Raw genomic sequence first — 16,307 nt, forward strand, 5'->3', positions numbered from 1 at the left:
ATCCTATAGCTTCTGCTAAGAATTTGACATCGAAAGGGGGCATACCGCTTGCACATATGGACATATAATTGCCCTTTAGTCGGTTGTCGCTTAGCCTAGCCAGCCCGTGCAGCTAACGCATCGACTGGACGCAAGTTAGCTTAAGGTTGAATCGCGCCATCTTCCAATCAAAGCTGATCATTTCAGGGTATCTTAAGAATCTGCGGTGTCATGCCGAGGTGGGGTGGAGTCGACTGCGGCGGTGGTGGTCGTTGCGGCAGACGAACTAAGCTTGTCAAGGTCTCATTCCAGACCGCTTGTCCTGGTTGAGGGTTCGCGGGACAAGTGGGTGACCTTGGCGCGGGGGCGGTTTCGGCGGCCGGATGACGTCCTTGACCGGTCCCAATGACGGGACCACCCGGCAATTGAGTCCGGCATATATCATCCAGATTCAGTTGATACCGCAGGCCAGGGGGTAGTAGGCGTGGGTGCAGGCCGCAGCGTACTCGGCCGGTGCCCGGTAGCCCAGTGTCGAATGCCGGTGCCGCCAGTTGTGTTCGTCCTTGAAGTCGCCAATCACCACCCGGGCGGCGAGCAGGCGGGCCCAGGTGGTTGCGGTTCAGGCATTCGGTGCGCAGCCGCCGGTTGAACGATTCCACGACTCCGTTGTTCCACGGACGGACGACATACATGCGGGCGCGGGTTCCGAAACCTCCGCCGCACCAGTGCCGGAGTCAATGCGTAGCGGCACGCTGCCGGTGTTCCGCGTTCGGATGGGCTCTCGATCCGGTCGTCGAACAGGAACGGAAACAGAAACACCATCCATGCCGACACCAGCAGACTTCCCTCGACACTCCCCAAGGGAGAAACCATCGGCCGCAGCCGGGCCAAACCCGCACCCCTGGCGCCTGCCTCGTCCTCGAGTCCAGCGATGTAGCCGACCCGCGCATCCATTCGTACGTGCGTTTCTCGACTCGCCCAGGCATGGATGGGGTGTCGGCGGGGGCGGGCAATACAATTCGCCGATCTCCACATTCAAATCCACCGCGGCGTCCTTCCCTCCTTCGACCGGTCCGCCTACTCCCCTGACGAACAAAGAGAAAGCGCTGCGGAAAACCACCGCTCCACCAGCCCGTTCGCGTCGAAATGTCATCCTGCGTACATCCAGGCTCACACCCCCAACGCCCCTCCCGGCGGCCGGTAATGTGGGCTCCGTCGGATACGTGGCCGGTGCATTGGCGTCATGCGGGGGAGGCCGTCCGAGCGCCGTAGGAGCTGGCACCACTGACGACTATCGTCTGGCAAACTCCGGCGCATGTTCGGCACGGACACCCACACCGATCAAGTACGCCGGAACAAACGACGCTTGCGGTACACACCGCATCAGCCAGATCGCAAGTTTAGGCGGACCGATACGCTGGCGGGTCAGCACTGGTTCGACCACGTTACGGTGGAGTGCCATCTGCAAGCCCTGCGATAGCACAGTCGCCAACCGGCGGCGGCGCCGCACTCGTGCCAAATCTCGAGTGCGCAGACCGCCACTCCGCAACGGAGTGGCCAGCAATCGAGCTGTAGCGACCGCGTCCTGGATCGCCAGATTGATACCGACGCCAGCTACGGGCGACATCGCGTGCGCGGCGTCACCGATGCACAGCACACCCGGCGAATGCCATTTTTGCAATCGATTGAGTCGCACATCCAGATGTTTGACATCATCCATCGACTCGAGGTGGTCGACACGGTCTGCAAGTTGCGGCAGGCAGTCGACGATCCGATCACGGAAGGCGGCAAGGCCCGCCTTGCGGATCTCGGCGTCGCTGCCCTTCGGCGCAAAATATGCGATTTGGAAGTAGTCCGGGCGCGGTATCGCCACCGCGACATGGCCGAAATTGCTGTTCGGCCGGAGCGACGCAACGTCATCGCCAGGGCGACGCGGCAACCTCAACCACCATGCATCGAAAGGTACTTTCGACTCTTTGGTCCTCATCTTCATGGCCTCACGAACCCGCGAGGTACGGCCGTCGGCGCCTACAGTCAGCTCGGCTCGCAACTCGCTCTCCAAACCCGTCTTCCGATTCCGGCAGCGGACTCCCACGACCACTCCGTCCTCCCGAACCAGGTCGGTGACCTCCGTATCCATCCGAAGCGTGAAGCACTCCTCCTCGGCAGCGGCACCGGCCAACAAGCTCAGCAAATCCCATTGCGGTACCATCGCAATGTATGGATGAGGAACCGGCAGTCGCTTGAAATCAACGAACGTCAAGTACTCACCATCCGCAGTCGGAAATGCAATCTCCCCCAGTCGGCTCTGGGACAATTCGGCAAACTGTTGTCCGAGACCGAGCTCGTCCAGCAATTGCAAGGTGGATGGATGCACCGTATCACCGCGGAAGTCTCGCAGAAAGTCTCCGTGCTTCTCCAGCACGGTCACCGCTACCCCGGCACGGGCCAGTAGCAATCCAAGCACCATACCTGCCGGCCCTCCGCCGACAACTACGCAGCCCGTACGCTCGATCATTATTTCTCCTACATAGTCAAGCCACCGCTGCAGACCAGTGTCTGAGCGGTAACATAGTCGGATTCGGGGATGCAGAAGAGGTAGACGGCTCCTGCTGCATCGGAAGGAGTCCCGCCACGACCGAGAGGAATCGCCTGCTCCGCTGCGGTCAATACGTCCGGATTCACCCCGACCTTTACCGTTTTGCCTGCGATTTCAATGGTGCGACCCGTATCGGCAGAGGACGCGGTGAGACGCGTCCTGATCAACCCGAACGCCACTGTGTTGACGGTGACGTTGTACCTACCCCATTCTTTGGCCAGAGTCTTGGTAAGACCGATTACACCGGCCTTGGCTGCCGAGTAATTCGCTTGACCCGGATTACCTCCAGTCCCTGCCAATGAGGAAATATTGACAACCTTGCGGGTATAGACTGCGACGCCCGTTGTTCTAGCTCTTTTCACCGCTTCCGAGATCACCGGCTGCGCCGCTCTCAGAATCCTGAACGGTGCCTTAAGATGGACGTCCAGAATCGCGTCCCACTGATCATCTGTAGTTTTCTGAATCACACTGTCCCACGTGTATCCAGCATTATTGACAATAATGTCGAGCCCACCGAAGTTGTCCACCGCAGTCTGCACGAATCGCTCTCCGAATTCCGCATCGGTGACGCTGCCGACACACGATACAGCGGTCCCACCGACGGACTCGATCGCAGCGACGGTTTCCTGCGCTGGTTCGGCGTCGAGATCGTTGACCACGACACTCGCGCCTTCGGCCGCGAGCTTCAACGCGATTGCCTGCCCAATACCACGACCTGAGCCGGATACGATCGCAGCTTTCCCATCCAAGGTTCCCATGTTTCCACTCCTTCTCGTGCTATACGGCGACGATGGCATCGCCGACGAGAGTCACGGTGCCGTCTTCGAGGGTCACCGCCAGCTCGAGCCGCGCGCGGCGTTCACCGTCCACATTGTCGATCGAAACGATTCTTCCCGTCGCCGTTGGCCGAGCGTGGACAGGAGTAACCGATACGAATCGAACGCGATAGCCACGGATCGACGAGGGGTCCGTCCAGTCCGTAAGCAATCGCCCGAGATACGCCATCGATAACATGCCATGGGCCACCACATCGTGCAATCCGATGCGTCGCGCCACATCGGTATCCAGGTGAATCGGATTGCGGTCACCAGATGCCTCGGAAAAAAGTCCGAGGGTTGCGCGCGAGATAGGGTCGATCCGCAACGGCGGCACCCTGTCACCGACTCGACAGACTGCGGAAGATTTCATGATTCATCCTCTACCCTGCGTAATACGATTACGCCCGTCAACTCGGCAACCAGCTCTCCTCGCTCGCGGGTGACCACGGATGTCTTCTTTATGAATTGAAGTGTTCCGTCCTTCTTGGTGTACACATCGGTAATCACAGGAGTAGATGTGAGGATCTCCTCACACATCGCGATCGAGTGGTACTCGAAAGATTGCTCGGCGTGCATGACATCCCGAACATCGACGCCTATATCAGCCAGCCAATCGAACGGATCCGGGCGTTGGAGCTCGATACAAAACAAGAATGTCGGAGGTACGGGAATGTGTGTAAATCCCATCGCTCTTGCGGCGTCGACGTCAATGAATATCGGATTGGTCTCGCCGATGCATTCAGCAAACCGGCGAAGGTGGGCGGGCGATACTCGCACGGTGGTGGCCGGAAGAACCGTCCCTATCAATCCCTCGTGCACTGGCATCCGATCAGCCGATCTTCTCGTAGAGGGTGACTATCGCTGCCCCACCGAGCCCGATGTTGTGCTGTAGCGCCAATGTGACGCGCTCGACCTGACGGGCCCCGGCCTGGCCTCGCAGCTGCCAGACAAGCTCTGCGCACTGAGCCAGCCCGGTCGCGCCGAGCGGATGCCCCTTGGACAAGAGCCCGCCCGACGGATTGGTCACCACGCGACCTCCGTACGTGTTGTCGCCGTCCGAAATGAATTTCTCAGCAGTGCCTACAGGTGTCAGGCCGAGTCCTTCATAGGTGATTGCCTCATTCGTAGTGAAGCAGTCGTGCAGCTCGACAACTCGAATATCCTCGGGGCCGACGCCGGCCATTTCATAGACTTGGTCCGCAGCAGCCTTGGCCATGTCATATCCGACCAGCGTCATCATATCACCACCCGAGAATGTCGATGAGAAGTCGGTGGTCATCGACTGCGCCCTGATGGCGATGGAAGTGTCGATATCATGAGTCTTCGCATACTCCTCACTGCAAAGGATCGCCGCAGCGGAGCCGCAGGTCGGCGGGCAGCATTGAAGCCGAGTGAGCGGACCGAAGATTCGCTGCGACGACAGCACCTCCTCCACCGTCACCGGGTCACGGAAAACTGCGAAGGGATTGTTAGCGGCGTGTTTTCTAGCCTTGACCGCGATTTGAGCGAATGATTCGGCAGAGATGCCGTACTTCTCGGCATACCTCTGGCCGGCCCCGCCGAAGTACTGCGCCGCCATTGGCGCTTCGAGTTCCCACCCTTGATGCTGCTCAGTAGCTGTGTCGAATTGTTCCAGGGGGCTCGGACGATCCTCCCACATGGCGCGCAAGGCGCCGCGCTGCATCTGCTCGAATCCGAGCGCAAGTACGCATTCTGCCGCGCCCGTCTCTATCGCCTGTCGAGCGAGGTAGAGTGCTGTCGATCCGGTCGAGCAGTTGTTGTTGACGTTGAAGACAGGAATCCCTGTCTGGCCCAGTCCGTATAGCACGGCCTGCCCGCATGTGGAGTCACCGTACACATATCCGACGTAGGCCTGGTCCATGCATTGATAAGTCACACCAGCGTCCTCGAGGGCAGCCTGTGCGGCCCTGAGCCCCATGTCTCGGTACGTGCTGCTGAATCTGGGGGTGCTGAAGGGGATCATCCCAACCCCCGCTACCATAACGCGGCGATTCATCTTTGGCTCCTTCTGGACTGTTCAGACCGTCCGTTCGCAAACTGCGGCCCGAACAAGAACACTTTCCTCGGTTTACATTCTTTATGGACTGACTCGAATTGGGCGTGAGGTACATCCCGAGAATCGACAACCGGCGTACTAGCCGATCGATCGTTCGCGGCCTCGCCAGTAGGGTGCGCGAAGCTCTCGCTTCAGTATCTTTCCGGTTGCATTGAGCGGAAGGGCGCTGACGAATTCGACGGACTGCGGACACTTGTACCGCGCCAGTAATTGCCGACAATGCTCGATTACATCGGATTCACGGAGATCCTGCTGTGGGTCGGCAACGATAAAGGCAAGCGGAACCTCTCCCCACCGTTCGTCGGGTACGCCGACCACCGCGGCATCGAGAACGCCTGCTAGTTTGAAGAGCACCTCTTCGATCTCGCGCGGATAGACATTCTCTCCGCCCGATACGATCATGTCCTTTACTCGATCCGACAAGAACAGGTACCCGTTGCTGTCGAGGTAGCCTGCATCTCCCGTGCTCAACCACCCGTCACGTAGCGAGGCCGCCGTGGCATCCGGCAGGTTCGCATAGCCCGACATCAGCTGCGGGCCCCGCACCATGACCTCACCAATTTCACCCGGGGGCAGTTCGCCGCCGTTCGAATCCACGATCCGAATCTCTGTCGCCAACATCGGTCGGCCGGCCGACAACAACAGGCCGGGATTGCCCCTCAACGCCAGTTCGTGATCATCCGGGTACAAGACCGTCGCCGTCGCGCTGGTCTCCGTAAGTCCGTACCCTTGCGCGAACCTGCAACCGAAGGTCGCTATCGCCTTGCGCAGGACGTCACTCGCAATGGGCGCTGCTCCGTAAGCGATAACGTCGAGATGCTCGTAGTTTCCATCCGTGACCGAGGGCACCTGAAGCAACATCTGTATCATCGAAGGGACAAGCGTGACAGCAGCGATGGGTTCATTCTTCAGCAGCTCGACTACGTTGTCCGGGTTGAATTCTCGCAGTATCCTAACCGTCATGCCGTGAGCTACGAACAGGAACGTGCTGATAGCCGCGCCACCATGGAACAGCGGCATCACCACGAGCCCCTGTGACCCTGCGATCTGCAGACCGGCCTGGATCTGAAGAACATTCGATGTCACAGCAAGATGCGAAAGTACCGCACCCTTCGGTAATCCCGTAGTGCCGCTCGTATACATCTGATACAGAGGATCGGTGATGTCTATCGCACGCTCGGGCACATCGGAGTCACCGGCGGATATTTCTTCTTCGAACGACTTCCAACCGTGCTTTCGTCCCCGCGCCAGATACACCGGCGCCTGGAGGTCGTTCCGTATCGACTCGACGGCGTCGGTGAACTCTTCTTCGGCTATCAACAGTTCGACGTTTGCATCATTGAGAATATATTTCCATTCAGGTGGGGCCAGTCTGACGTTCAGAGGCACGGCCACGGCACCGACCCGCGATGCCCCGAAGTAGAGGGCAAAGATTTCCAGGGAGTTCCTGGAAAGAATTCCGAACCGCCGTCCGGATTCCATTCGAGATCCAAGCCATGACGCTATTTTTCGGGTCCACACCTGCATCTCGAGCCAAGTAAGAGACCTCTCGCCGTCGGTAGCACACAGTTCGTGAGGTTTCCGCATTGCCCAGTAGTCGATATAGTCATGAATCAGCACAGCCACCTCCACGGATATACGTTTCTCGAGAGTCGTTTCGGCACTTCACAATCCCAGCTCCCTGCCGATTATCTCCTTCATGATTTCTGTCGTCCCCCCGTAGATTGTCGATATTCGCACATCTCGGTAGAGCCGAGCGATAGGGTATTCCTCCATGAAGCCATACCCACCGTGAATCTGAAGGCAGTGGTCGACCACCCTCCGGCACAACTCGGTAGCCCACCATTTGGCTTCCGCGGCTTTCACCGCAGTAAGAGATCGTTGATTGAGAGATTCGATCAGATGGTCGACGAAGACTCGGGCCAGATCGATCTCCGTGCGCATTTCCGCGAATGTGAACCGGTTGGCTTGAAATGATCCCACAGGCTGGCCGAATGCAGTTCTGCCTTTGCTGTATTCGAGACCCAACTGGAAGGCAGATTCGGCCTGAGCGACAGCTCCCGCAGCGATACTCAAGCGTTCGCGTGGCAGCTTGCCTACCAGGTGCTTGAATCCCTCTCCCTCTATCCCCAGTAGATTCTCGGTCGGCACTCGGACATCATTGAAATACAGCTCGCCGGTATCGGCCGCGTGCTGCCCCATTTTGCGCAGTCGCCGACCACGTTCGAACCCGCGTCGATCTGCCTCTACGACGATCAGACTGATGCCGTCGTGGCGCAGTGCAGGGTTCGTTTTACATGCGAGCACAACGAGATCGCAGTTGAACGCGCTGCTGATGAAGGTTTTCGACCCATTGATGATATAATTGTCACCGTCTCGGATCGCCGTCGTTCGCATACTCGCGAGGTCAGACCCTCCACCCGGCTCGGTCATCGCGACGGCCGTTACTAGCGACCCGTCGCACAATCCCGGCAGCCATCGCGACTTCTGCTCGCGGTCCGTCGCGTCGAGAAAGTACGGTAGGCATACATCGTTATGCAGCATCACGCCGGCGAGTGCGGTCGCGACGCCGAGTGCGCATGCTTCCTCCAGGAGGATGGCGTTGAACCGGAAATCCGAGGTGCCGCCACCGCCGAACTCTTCGGGAGCATCGAACGCCAGGTAGCCCGCATCGCCGGCTCGCCGGAACAATTCCTTGTCGACGATGCCCTCCGCTTCCCAGGTTTCGAAGCGGGGCACCACTTCCCGTCCGAGGAATTCCCGGACCCCCTCCCTGAACAGGTCGTGGGTTTCGTTGAATCCCATTCGAGGTGATGTCATGAGCTGCTCCTGGTGGTGTGAGCCGTCGACGGAGCAACCAGGGCGGAACCACTCTGCGCGGCGGAACTTGGACTGTCCATGCAGCTACCCCTAACGGTACTGAGGGCTACTTGCAGGTACCATAGAGGCATCGCCGCGCTACGTCCAGCCCCGATCCGCGGCGCCGCACCCGACACTGGGGTGATCGTCCGTTTTCCGAGGTGGCGAGATCGCCGATGGGCGGCCACCACTCCCGAGCACACTGGCCAGCGACCCACCGTCAGTGTCCACCCACCGCAGCGGCTCGACGCTTGACCGCCCGGCAGCCAGTTGCTACGGTACCCACAGATAAATTGTGGTACCGTATCAGGCTTCGCCCGTACCGGCGGAGACCGGTCGTAGATGACCAAATCAAACGGAGGTAGTCGGAATGAGTCGGAAACCGCGGACCAGTTTTGTCGAACCCGAACCGTTCGAGAGCTATCGGAAACGGTTCGAAGACCATTTTGTGATGGACCGATCCGATGACGGTATTCTCGAAGTTCGAATGCATACCGATGGCGGGCCCGCAGTGTGGGGGTTGGAGTTGCACAAGGCGGTCGGGCAAATGATCGAGACGGTAGGTGCAGACCGCGAAAATCAGGTACTGATCCTGACCGCTACGGGTGATGAATGGCTCGGCCAGATCGACGATGAAAGTTTCGGCATAATCGAGGACGACCGCGAGCGTTTCGAACGCGATACATACGATCTCTATTACTACGACGGCCTCCGGCTTCTGGAAAAGTTGATCTGGGATATCGACATTCCATCGATCGGAGTCTTGAACGGCCCGGGCTTTCATTCGGAATTCCCGCTGCTGTGTGATTTGACTATCTGCGCCGATGACACATGGCTGTACGATCCGCATCTTGCCGGTGGCCTTGTGCCCGGCGACGGACAGCTACTGGTGCTGCAGCACCTGCTCGGCCCGAAACGCGCCAATTATGCTGCTTACATGCTCGAGCAGATCGGCGCGCAGCAACTACTCGATTGGGGCGTCGTGAACGAAGTTCATCCGCGGGCCGACCTGATGCCCCGCGCGAGAGAAATTGCAGCGCGCATGCTGGCCATCGATCCCACGGTGCGGCGGATCTCGAACCACATCCTGAAACGCCCCTGGCGCCGTGCGCTCACCGACGACCTCGAGTTCCATCTCGCCCATGAGTTGTGGGGGGTTATGGTCCATAGGCCCAAACATGAATCATCGACGCTCCGGGAACTACAAGACGGCGCGAAACCCCATCCCGGAGGAACGGAGTGACTCAACAATGCAGCGCTGAGTTCGGCTGCTCGATTTGTTCCGTGTTCGTGGCGAGTTGCAGGAAGGTGACCTGGTGGACCGCGATTCGATCTCCTTTTCCAGAATTCGCTACGAGGTGCTCGACGGCCGAATAGCACGTATAGTCATCGCGCGCCCCGAGAAGAGAAATGCCCAGGACCGGAAGATGCTGTACGAGCTCGATCGGGCATTTCAGAGGGCCGCGCTGGACGACGGCGTGAAGGTCGTCATTCTCGCTGCCGAGGGCCCGCACTTCTCATCTGGTCATGATCTATTCGATTCCGCATCGCTGGAGTCCCTCGGTGGGCCGATCGGACTGGAAGGAGGCTTCGACCAGCCCGCCGCACACGGTCAGATGGCAACCGAGCAGGAGATTTACCTCGGGCTGTGCTGGAGGTGGCGCAATCTGCCGAAACCGACCATCGCACAGGTGCAGGGCAAGGTCATAGCCGGTGGACTGATGCTGGTTTGGCCTTGCGATATCGTTATAGCGGGGGAAGACGCGCTGTTTTCCGATCCCGTGGTCGCCTTCGGCGTCAATGGTCATGAGTTCTTCGTGCATGCGTGGGAAGTTGGGCACCGAAAAGCGAAGGAGATGCTCTTCCGCGGAAACTTTCTGACAGCAGATGAATGTCGGCAACTCGGGATGGTGAACCATGTCGTGTCGAACGGAGAACTTTCGGAGTTCACGCTCGAGATTGCGAGGGAGATTGCCACTCGCCCTGCCATGGGGCTTCGGCTGGCGAAACAATCCGTTAACAACAGTCTCGACGCCCAAGGACAGTGGACGGCGGTGCAATCGGCGTTCGCCTTGCATCAACTCGGGCATGCACATGCACGCTGCGTAAACGACGGACTTTCCATTGATCCGGCGGGTATCGAAATTATCCGCTCGATGTCGACACGGAAATAGTGTTTGTACCGGCGGCTTGCGGACAGGCCGAGACCGATGCGGCCTATTGCGTCGGCATTGACAGGGATCGCCCGGTGGACCGGTTGCCCCGGCCCACCGGCACCAGGCTCCTCATCGACCATAGTCGACACCTCCCGAAGCCGAGCGCCAAATGTGAATTTGGCTATTTGCCTTCAATGATGCACACCTTGCGTGGCTGAAAGAGTGAGGCCGAAACGAAGCAGCCGCGACAGCTCTATAGCGGCGTCCTCGAACGTCAAATTATACTCTCGCAAGAATCGCGGCTCCTGGAACCTCTCGAGGGCAGCGTCCCAGACTTCGGCGACTACTCCGCTGTGCACATCACCGAACTCGCCCAGTTTCTTTCCTGTTTCGATGATCTCACGGAGGAGCGCAACCGCGTAGCGATGGTGATCGGCGAACAGCCGCTGTACGGCGGGGTGGCTCGCGACGTCCTCCGCGAATCGCATCGTGCTGCGGCGCAGGTCCCGGTGACTCGGGGCGTGGAAGCGCTCCAAGAGTTCCACCGGATCATCGACCTCTTTCAGAGCGACCCTGGCCTCCCTGCTGATCTTGCGGAGCCGACGATCCAGGACAACGAGTACAAGCTCCTCCTTCGTCGGAGCGAGTTCGTAGAGTGTTCGCCGAGAACAGTGCACCCGCTCCGCCAGCTCGCCAACCTTGAACTGACTGAATCCTTCGGCGTGGAACAGATCATCGAGGTCGTCGAGGATTTCACGTAACCGAGGAGACAGTCGGTCCGAGGCCGGCCCGAGGCGCGGCGGTCGCAATGATTCGGCTCGACTGATGTCGATCACCAGCACCCCTTCGAGTTTCACAGCGGCGGTACGATAAATGGTACCACGGTACCAGCATGGAAGGCAGCTAGTGGTCTGGGGTAATGTTTGACAGACTCTGGTACCGCATCCAGTATAGGGTCCTATGGCAGTTACGCAGACTCCAGCGGCATCACCGGTTGTTCGGCGTAGCGGCTGGCTACCTACCCTGTTCATCGGGACATTCTCCGTGGCATGCACCGAGTTCGTGCCGGTTGGCCTGTTGCCAGAGATTGTGGACGATCTACACATCACCGCCGGATCGGCTGGTCAACTCGTGACGGTCAATGCGCTCGCCTTGGCTGTCGGTGCGCCTCTCCTGGCAGCGATCTTCGCGCGAGCCGACCGGCGCCGCGTACTCGCTGCCGCTCTGGCGGTCTTCGCCATCGGCCATATCGTGGCCGGCCTCGCGCCGAACTATCCGGTGCTCCTGGCGTCCCGCCTGATCAGCGGCGCGACAATGGGCCTATACCTGGCCACCGCCCTTGCCACCGGAGTTCGTCTCGCCGAAGAACCCCGACGTGCGCGGACGATCGCAACTATCGTCGCTGGAATCAGCACCGCTACCGCGTTCGGAGTACCGGCCAGCACGGTACTCGGTCAAAGTCTCGGCTGGCGGCTTGCGCTCGGTGGCCTTGCGGTGCCCGCGGTACTTGCTCTCGCGTTGAACATGGCCGTTCTGCCGTCGCTGGCCGGGGACGAAACACACTCGCCGATCAAACGATTCACTGCCCTGAAAAGCCGACCGGTCGTAATCGCGCTCGCTGCGATCGTCGTTTTCTGGGGCGCCACATTCACCGTGTACACGTACCTCACACCGTTGCTGCAGAGCCGCGCCGGATTCACCGATTCAGCGATCACGGGTGTGCTGTTCATGGCTGGGCTGTGTGCGATCGTCGGCAATATCTTCGGTGGCTGGCTGGCCGACATCCGGCCGCACTGGGCCCTGGTCGGGACTGCGACCGCGACCACCGTGGCGATCCTGTTCACCCTGCCCGCTACCACCTCTACCACAGGAGCGGTCGCACTTGTCGCAATGTGGCAGCTCGCCGCGTGGTCGTTCGTACCGGCTGCACAATCAGGGCTCTACCGGGTCGCCGGTACCGGCGGTGAATTTGCGCTGTCGTTCGCGGTGTCCGGATTCAATATCGGCATCGTGGTCGGCGCCGGCCTCGGCGGCTCGGCTCTCGACCTCGCGGGACTCTCCGCTATCGCGACCCTCGGCGGCGCGTTGTCGGTAACGGCGCTCGTATTAGTGCTAGCTCTTGTCCTGCACATCTCACGCACCCCGGCCCATCCCCTCTGATGAGAACGACGCCTCTCGGTTCCAGTACTCCAGCCGGACTTTATGGTCGGCGATATTGTCAAGGCCGTGGACCTCTCGGTCGACAGGCCCAGCCGTGAGCTGTCACTTCGGCTCGGGGGCAGAATCGCCGGCTACATGGTGACGGCGTCCTCGAGGCTCGCCAGTGCCCTGTCGAACTCGGCAGCGATGTCCAGGTCCGGTTCCCGGCCAGCGCGCTGCAGGACCTCGAGTCCGATTCCGAGCACGGCACCGGCGAGGCCGCGGACAGCAGGATCGTCGCGGGCGCGGCCGGTGCGGTCGGCGACGAGGTCCGCGATCGTCGCCATCGCGTCGACGACGACCGGGACGTTTGCTGCCCACAGCTCGGGGACCTCGAGCAGTCCTAGGTCCCGTTCCCGGCGGTCGGCGCGGTCGGTCGGGTCGAGGGCGGCGAAGGCGGTCGCCAGCGCGGAGCGCAGGGCCGTCAGGGTCGATGCCTCGGGCGGCTGCCGGACGAACGCGTCCGCGAGTGCGTCGCCCAGCGACTGGAACTCGCCGAGCCGGGCGAGGTCCTCCTTGCGCGGAAAGTAGCGGAACGCCGTGCTCGTGGCGACCTCCGCCGCGGCGGCGACCTGCTCGACGGTCGTCTGGTGGTACCCCTGCTCACGGAACAGCCGGAGGGCGTGGCGCTGGATCTCGTTGCGAGTCCGCTCCGCTTTCCTGGCCCGCAATCCGGTCGTCCTCGGGGAGCTGTCGTCACGGCCCATGGTCAGCGGATCCTCCTCGTCGGCGTCGGGTCGGTACTCGGCGACTGGGCGGAGCGCCGGGAGAGCGCAAGCGCGAGCGCGCCACCGACGGCCGCGCACACCCAGACCATTGTGCCGAATTGCTCGACGAGCTCCGCGCGGACAAGCCCCGTGCGTGCTGCCGCCGACCATAGTTAGGAGTATACTCCGATATCGGAGTAAGCTCCCCATATTTCGATTCCGAGAGGCGATGACGATGACCCGAACGCTCCCCGCGATAGCCGGACTACACCACGTCGGTCTGGTCGTGCGCGACATCACGGCGGCCCGCCGCGCGTACGCGCGCCTGGGCTTCGTCATTCCCCCTGCTACCTTCCCGGCCCTGCCTCCCGCGCCCGGTACGCAGCCGCAAGCGTTCGGAGCGGGGAACACACACGCCGAATTCCGGGGCACGTTCCTCGAGCTGGCGACAATCGTCGACCCGGATTCGGGCCCCGCGGCCGACGACATCGAACTCCACGTGATCGCAGCACCCGACGAGGTCCTGGTGCAGCTCACAGAGACCATCGAGGCGACCACCTCGCGCCTGCGCGCCGTGCTCGAGGTGCGAGAGGGGCTGCACATCCTCGCCTTCCGCACCGCCGACGCCGACGCCGCGGCAGCTCGACTGGACACGGTCGCCGTGCCGCACGGCGCGGTCCAGCGTCTGCAGCGCCCGATCGAGACCGACGACGGTCCCCGCAGCGAGCCCATCGGCTACTTCGAACTCGACGAGGCCGGCACTCCCGAGGGCCGTCTGGCGGTGGCCGAGGACGCCCCTGCCGAGATCCTGGCGGTGCAGCGGGTGCCGGCCCACCCGAACACCGCCGTCGCGCTCACAGGTGTCCATCTCGGCGTTCGGGACGACGAGATGTCCGCCCATGCGCAGCGGTACGGGTCGTACCTCGGCGCGCGGCCGCGGCAGGACGGTCCGACGCTGGTCTTCGACCTCGAGGGATCAAGCGTCACGCTCGTGCCGGCGAGCGCTGTGCCGGAGGCGATGCCGGACGCGAACGACGTGCCGGATGGGACGGGCTTCCTCGCCTGCACGGTCAGGGTGCGCGACCGCGTGGCCGCCGAAGCGCACCTGGAAACCAACGGGGTGCCGTTCCGAACGCGAGGGGGCGCACTGGTGGTGGCTTCGAGGGACGCGCTGGGAGCTGCCCTGATCCTGGAGCCGTGAAGCGGAGATCCCTCGATCGTGCACCCGTCGTCAGAACGAACACCACCCACCGTGAAGCAACTCTGAAGATCCCCCTCAGGGGCTGGTCACCCGATGCATGTTGCGGCTGGACTCGGACAGCACCCCGTTCCGAACAGGTCAGGGATCGGCTCGAGGCCGGGATGCTTCGGAACCATGCTTCGCGTGGGCTGGCGTAGTGCTCGGATTGGATGAGATGTGGTGCTTTTCGATGGACCCCGTTCGCAAAATGGACCGAAAGGCCGCCGAGCTGCCTGCGGGAGTCACCACCGGTCGGGGCGTCCCTTGTTCGACCAGTTGCTTGCCGCCGCGGTGGAGTCGGCGCCGGACTCGACAGCACTCCGCTACACCCCGGAACGCCACGCACATAGTCACCTATCGCGAACTGGACGCGACATCGTCGAGACTGGCCTGGGAGCTGATCCGAGGCAGCGGTGATGTGGTCGCCATAGGCGTTGCCGCGCACGACGCAGGAACTGGTGCGGTTGCGCGCCAGCCAGATCAACGGCTGTGGTCAGTGCGTCGATATTCACACCAAGGAGGCCGCGGCCGACGGCGAGACCGCGGTGCGTCTTCACCTCGTCGCGGTCTGGCGCGAGGCCACGGTGTTCACCGACGCGGAGCGGGCGGCGCTGGAACTGGCGGAGCAGGGCACCCGCCTCGCCGACGGCGCCGGCGGAGTGTCCGACGAGGTGTGGGCGAATGCGGTGCGGCACTACGACGACGAACAACTCGGCGCCCTGGTGGCGCTCATCGCCAATATCAACGCCTTCAACCGCCTCAACGTCATCACCCGCCAGCACGGCGGCGAATATCGGGCCGGACAGTACGTCGTCTAGCGTCGTCCCTTCGAATCTCTGGAGTTACCATGCATTTGCGGATCGTCACCATCAATGTTCAGAACCGGGAGGGTGATCCCCGGCGGCTCGGCATGATCAACCGGGAGCTGCGTCGCCTCGAGCCGGATCTCGTTGCGCTGCAGGAGGTTGTCGACACGCGGCACCTCGAGGAGCTGCTGGAGGGGACCGGCCTGCACGGTACTCACCAGTCGGAGGTCATGGCATACACGCCGCCGTTCGCGGATCGCTACGGCGGCAATGCGGTGGCCTCTCGCTGGCCGCACAGGGTGGTGGAGGTCCTGGATCTGCGCGTGGCGGGCGCGGCGGACGTGCCCTGGTGCACGCTGGCGGCCCAGGTCCCGCTGCCGAGTGTGGGCGAGGTGCTGTTCCTCTCCGCCACCGCGTCGTGGCGGCTGGATGCGGAAGCCGTCCGCGAGCAGCAGGCCGTCGCGCTGAGCGATCTCGACGCCCGGCACCGCACCGAGCTGCCGACGATCATCGCCGGTGATTTCAATGCCGCGCCCGACGCGGCCAGCATCCGCTATCTCACCGGGCGCCAGTCGATTTCGGGGCGCAGCGCGCACTATCACGACGCTTGGGAGGTCGCTGGCGAGGGACCGGGGCACACCTGGAGCGTCGATAATGCCAATGCCGCAGCGCTTTTCGACCAGATCGTGCGCCAGCCCGGACATCGTCGCCGAATCGACTACGTGTTCACCGGGTCGTGGCACGCCCACCCGCGGGCGCGCTGCGAGACCCGTTCCGCGAGCCTCGCTTTCGACCGGCCCGACGACGACGTGTGGCCCAGCGACCACTACGGGGTCGTCGTCGACGTGGAGATGGCGAAGGACGAGT

The 16,307-nt window shown here is 61.8% G+C and carries 15 protein-coding genes and 1 pseudogene; 6 read left to right on the plus strand and 10 right to left on the minus strand.

Annotated elements, in window-relative coordinates; all coding sequences use genetic code 11:
- Positions 1-430 precede the first annotated feature (430 nt).
- The 8 genes and pseudogenes from NM1_RS44000 to NM1_RS15540 all read right to left on the minus strand — a co-directional run.
- Positions 431-686: pseudogene (locus NM1_RS44000) on the minus strand (integrase core domain-containing protein); the annotation flags it as partial.
- A gap of 584 nt (positions 687-1,270) precedes the next feature.
- Positions 1,271-2,497, minus strand: a complete 1,227-nt coding sequence (locus NM1_RS15510; protein WP_068020056.1) for an FAD-dependent oxidoreductase — start codon at positions 2,495-2,497, stop codon at positions 1,271-1,273.
- A gap of 8 nt (positions 2,498-2,505) precedes the next feature.
- Positions 2,506-3,336 carry an SDR family NAD(P)-dependent oxidoreductase gene (locus tag NM1_RS41170; protein ID WP_084519666.1) on the minus strand — a complete coding sequence of 277 codons (831 nt, stop codon included), beginning with the start codon at positions 3,334-3,336 and terminating at the stop codon, positions 2,506-2,508.
- A 19-nt stretch (positions 3,337-3,355) separates the two neighbouring features.
- Positions 3,356-3,766, minus strand: coding sequence for a MaoC/PaaZ C-terminal domain-containing protein (locus tag NM1_RS15520; RefSeq protein ID WP_068020059.1), 411 nt, complete (start codon positions 3,764-3,766; stop codon positions 3,356-3,358).
- Positions 3,763-4,221 carry an FAS1-like dehydratase domain-containing protein gene (locus NM1_RS15525; RefSeq protein ID WP_068020061.1) on the minus strand — a complete coding sequence of 153 codons (459 nt, stop codon included), beginning with the start codon at positions 4,219-4,221 and terminating at the stop codon, positions 3,763-3,765. The genes NM1_RS15520 and NM1_RS15525 overlap by 4 nt, the downstream gene beginning before the upstream one ends.
- Positions 4,222-4,225: 4 nt before the next feature.
- Positions 4,226-5,413 carry a lipid-transfer protein gene (locus tag NM1_RS15530; protein ID WP_068020063.1) on the minus strand — a complete coding sequence of 396 codons (1,188 nt, stop codon included), beginning with the start codon at positions 5,411-5,413 and terminating at the stop codon, positions 4,226-4,228.
- 138 nt (positions 5,414-5,551) lie between these two features.
- The gene (locus NM1_RS15535) at positions 5,552-7,105 is read right to left on the minus strand and encodes a long-chain-fatty-acid--CoA ligase (RefSeq protein WP_084519667.1); all 1,554 of its coding nucleotides are present in this window, start codon (positions 7,103-7,105) and stop codon (positions 5,552-5,554) included.
- A 33-nt stretch (positions 7,106-7,138) separates the two neighbouring features.
- The gene (locus tag NM1_RS15540) at positions 7,139-8,293 is read right to left on the minus strand and encodes an acyl-CoA dehydrogenase family protein (RefSeq protein WP_246011584.1); all 1,155 of its coding nucleotides are present in this window, start codon (positions 8,291-8,293) and stop codon (positions 7,139-7,141) included.
- 409 nt (positions 8,294-8,702) lie between these two features.
- Between NM1_RS15540 and NM1_RS15545 the strand changes: the two genes are divergently transcribed.
- Both NM1_RS15545 and NM1_RS15550 read left to right on the plus strand, forming a co-directional pair.
- Positions 8,703-9,575, plus strand: a complete 873-nt coding sequence (locus NM1_RS15545; protein ID WP_068020065.1) for an enoyl-CoA hydratase/isomerase family protein — start codon at positions 8,703-8,705, stop codon at positions 9,573-9,575.
- 73 nt (positions 9,576-9,648) lie between these two features.
- Positions 9,649-10,506 carry an enoyl-CoA hydratase gene (locus NM1_RS15550; RefSeq protein WP_246011585.1) on the plus strand — a complete coding sequence of 286 codons (858 nt, stop codon included), beginning with the start codon at positions 9,649-9,651 and terminating at the stop codon, positions 10,504-10,506.
- Between the two features lie 173 nt (positions 10,507-10,679).
- On the opposite strand, the gene NM1_RS41175 is transcribed toward NM1_RS15550, so the two are convergent.
- Positions 10,680-11,345, minus strand: a complete 666-nt coding sequence (locus NM1_RS41175) for a TetR/AcrR family transcriptional regulator (RefSeq protein ID WP_169814271.1) — start codon at positions 11,343-11,345, stop codon at positions 10,680-10,682.
- 103 nt (positions 11,346-11,448) lie between these two features.
- Here NM1_RS41175 and NM1_RS15560 point away from each other — a divergent pair, with 103 nt between their 5' ends.
- Positions 11,449-12,648, plus strand: a complete 1,200-nt coding sequence (locus tag NM1_RS15560; RefSeq protein WP_084519668.1) for an MFS transporter — start codon at positions 11,449-11,451, stop codon at positions 12,646-12,648.
- 131 nt (positions 12,649-12,779) lie between these two features.
- On the opposite strand, the gene NM1_RS15565 is transcribed toward NM1_RS15560, so the two are convergent.
- Positions 12,780-13,394, minus strand: a complete 615-nt coding sequence (locus NM1_RS15565; protein ID WP_068020070.1) for an acyl-CoA-like ligand-binding transcription factor — start codon at positions 13,392-13,394, stop codon at positions 12,780-12,782.
- Between the two features lie 235 nt (positions 13,395-13,629).
- Between NM1_RS15565 and NM1_RS15570 the strand changes: the two genes are divergently transcribed.
- The 3 genes from NM1_RS15570 to NM1_RS15580 all read left to right on the plus strand — a co-directional run.
- Entirely contained in the window at positions 13,630-14,595 is a 966-nt protein-coding gene (locus NM1_RS15570; protein WP_068020106.1) for a VOC family protein, read from the plus strand.
- A 473-nt stretch (positions 14,596-15,068) separates the two neighbouring features.
- Entirely contained in the window at positions 15,069-15,452 is a 384-nt protein-coding gene (locus NM1_RS43040) for a carboxymuconolactone decarboxylase family protein (protein ID WP_169814274.1), read from the plus strand.
- Positions 15,453-15,481: 29 nt separating this feature from the next.
- A partial coding sequence (locus NM1_RS15580; protein ID WP_068020073.1) for an endonuclease/exonuclease/phosphatase family protein occupies positions 15,482-16,307 on the plus strand: 826 nt, incomplete at its 3' end.

This window comes from Nocardia mexicana NBRC 108244 (assembly GCF_001613165.1).
Taxonomy (GTDB): Bacteria; Actinomycetota; Actinomycetes; order Mycobacteriales; family Mycobacteriaceae; genus Nocardia; species Nocardia mexicana.

What these genes read in the sequence shown, in the direction of transcription:
- NM1_RS15510 (WP_068020056.1), bottom strand. Translation starts at nt 2,497, where the DNA reads ATGATCGAGCGTACGGGCTGCGTAGTTGTCGGCGGAGGGCCGGCAGGT.
- NM1_RS41170 (WP_084519666.1), bottom strand. Translation starts at nt 3,336, where the DNA reads ATGGGAACCTTGGATGGGAAAGCTGCGATCGTATCCGGCTCAGGTCGT.
- NM1_RS15560 (WP_084519668.1), top strand. Translation starts at nt 11,449, where the DNA reads ATGGCAGTTACGCAGACTCCAGCGGCATCACCGGTTGTTCGGCGTAGC.
- NM1_RS15520 (WP_068020059.1), bottom strand. Translation starts at nt 3,766, where the DNA reads ATGAAATCTTCCGCAGTCTGTCGAGTCGGTGACAGGGTGCCGCCGTTG.
- NM1_RS15565 (WP_068020070.1), bottom strand. Translation starts at nt 13,394, where the DNA reads ATGGGCCGTGACGACAGCTCCCCGAGGACGACCGGATTGCGGGCCAGG.
- NM1_RS15540 (WP_246011584.1), bottom strand. Translation starts at nt 8,293, where the DNA reads ATGACATCACCTCGAATGGGATTCAACGAAACCCACGACCTGTTCAGG.
- NM1_RS15530 (WP_068020063.1), bottom strand. Translation starts at nt 5,413, where the DNA reads ATGAATCGCCGCGTTATGGTAGCGGGGGTTGGGATGATCCCCTTCAGC.
- NM1_RS15570 (WP_068020106.1), top strand. Translation starts at nt 13,630, where the DNA reads ATGACCCGAACGCTCCCCGCGATAGCCGGACTACACCACGTCGGTCTG.
- NM1_RS15525 (WP_068020061.1), bottom strand. Translation starts at nt 4,221, where the DNA reads ATGCCAGTGCACGAGGGATTGATAGGGACGGTTCTTCCGGCCACCACC.
- NM1_RS15545 (WP_068020065.1), top strand. Translation starts at nt 8,703, where the DNA reads ATGAGTCGGAAACCGCGGACCAGTTTTGTCGAACCCGAACCGTTCGAG.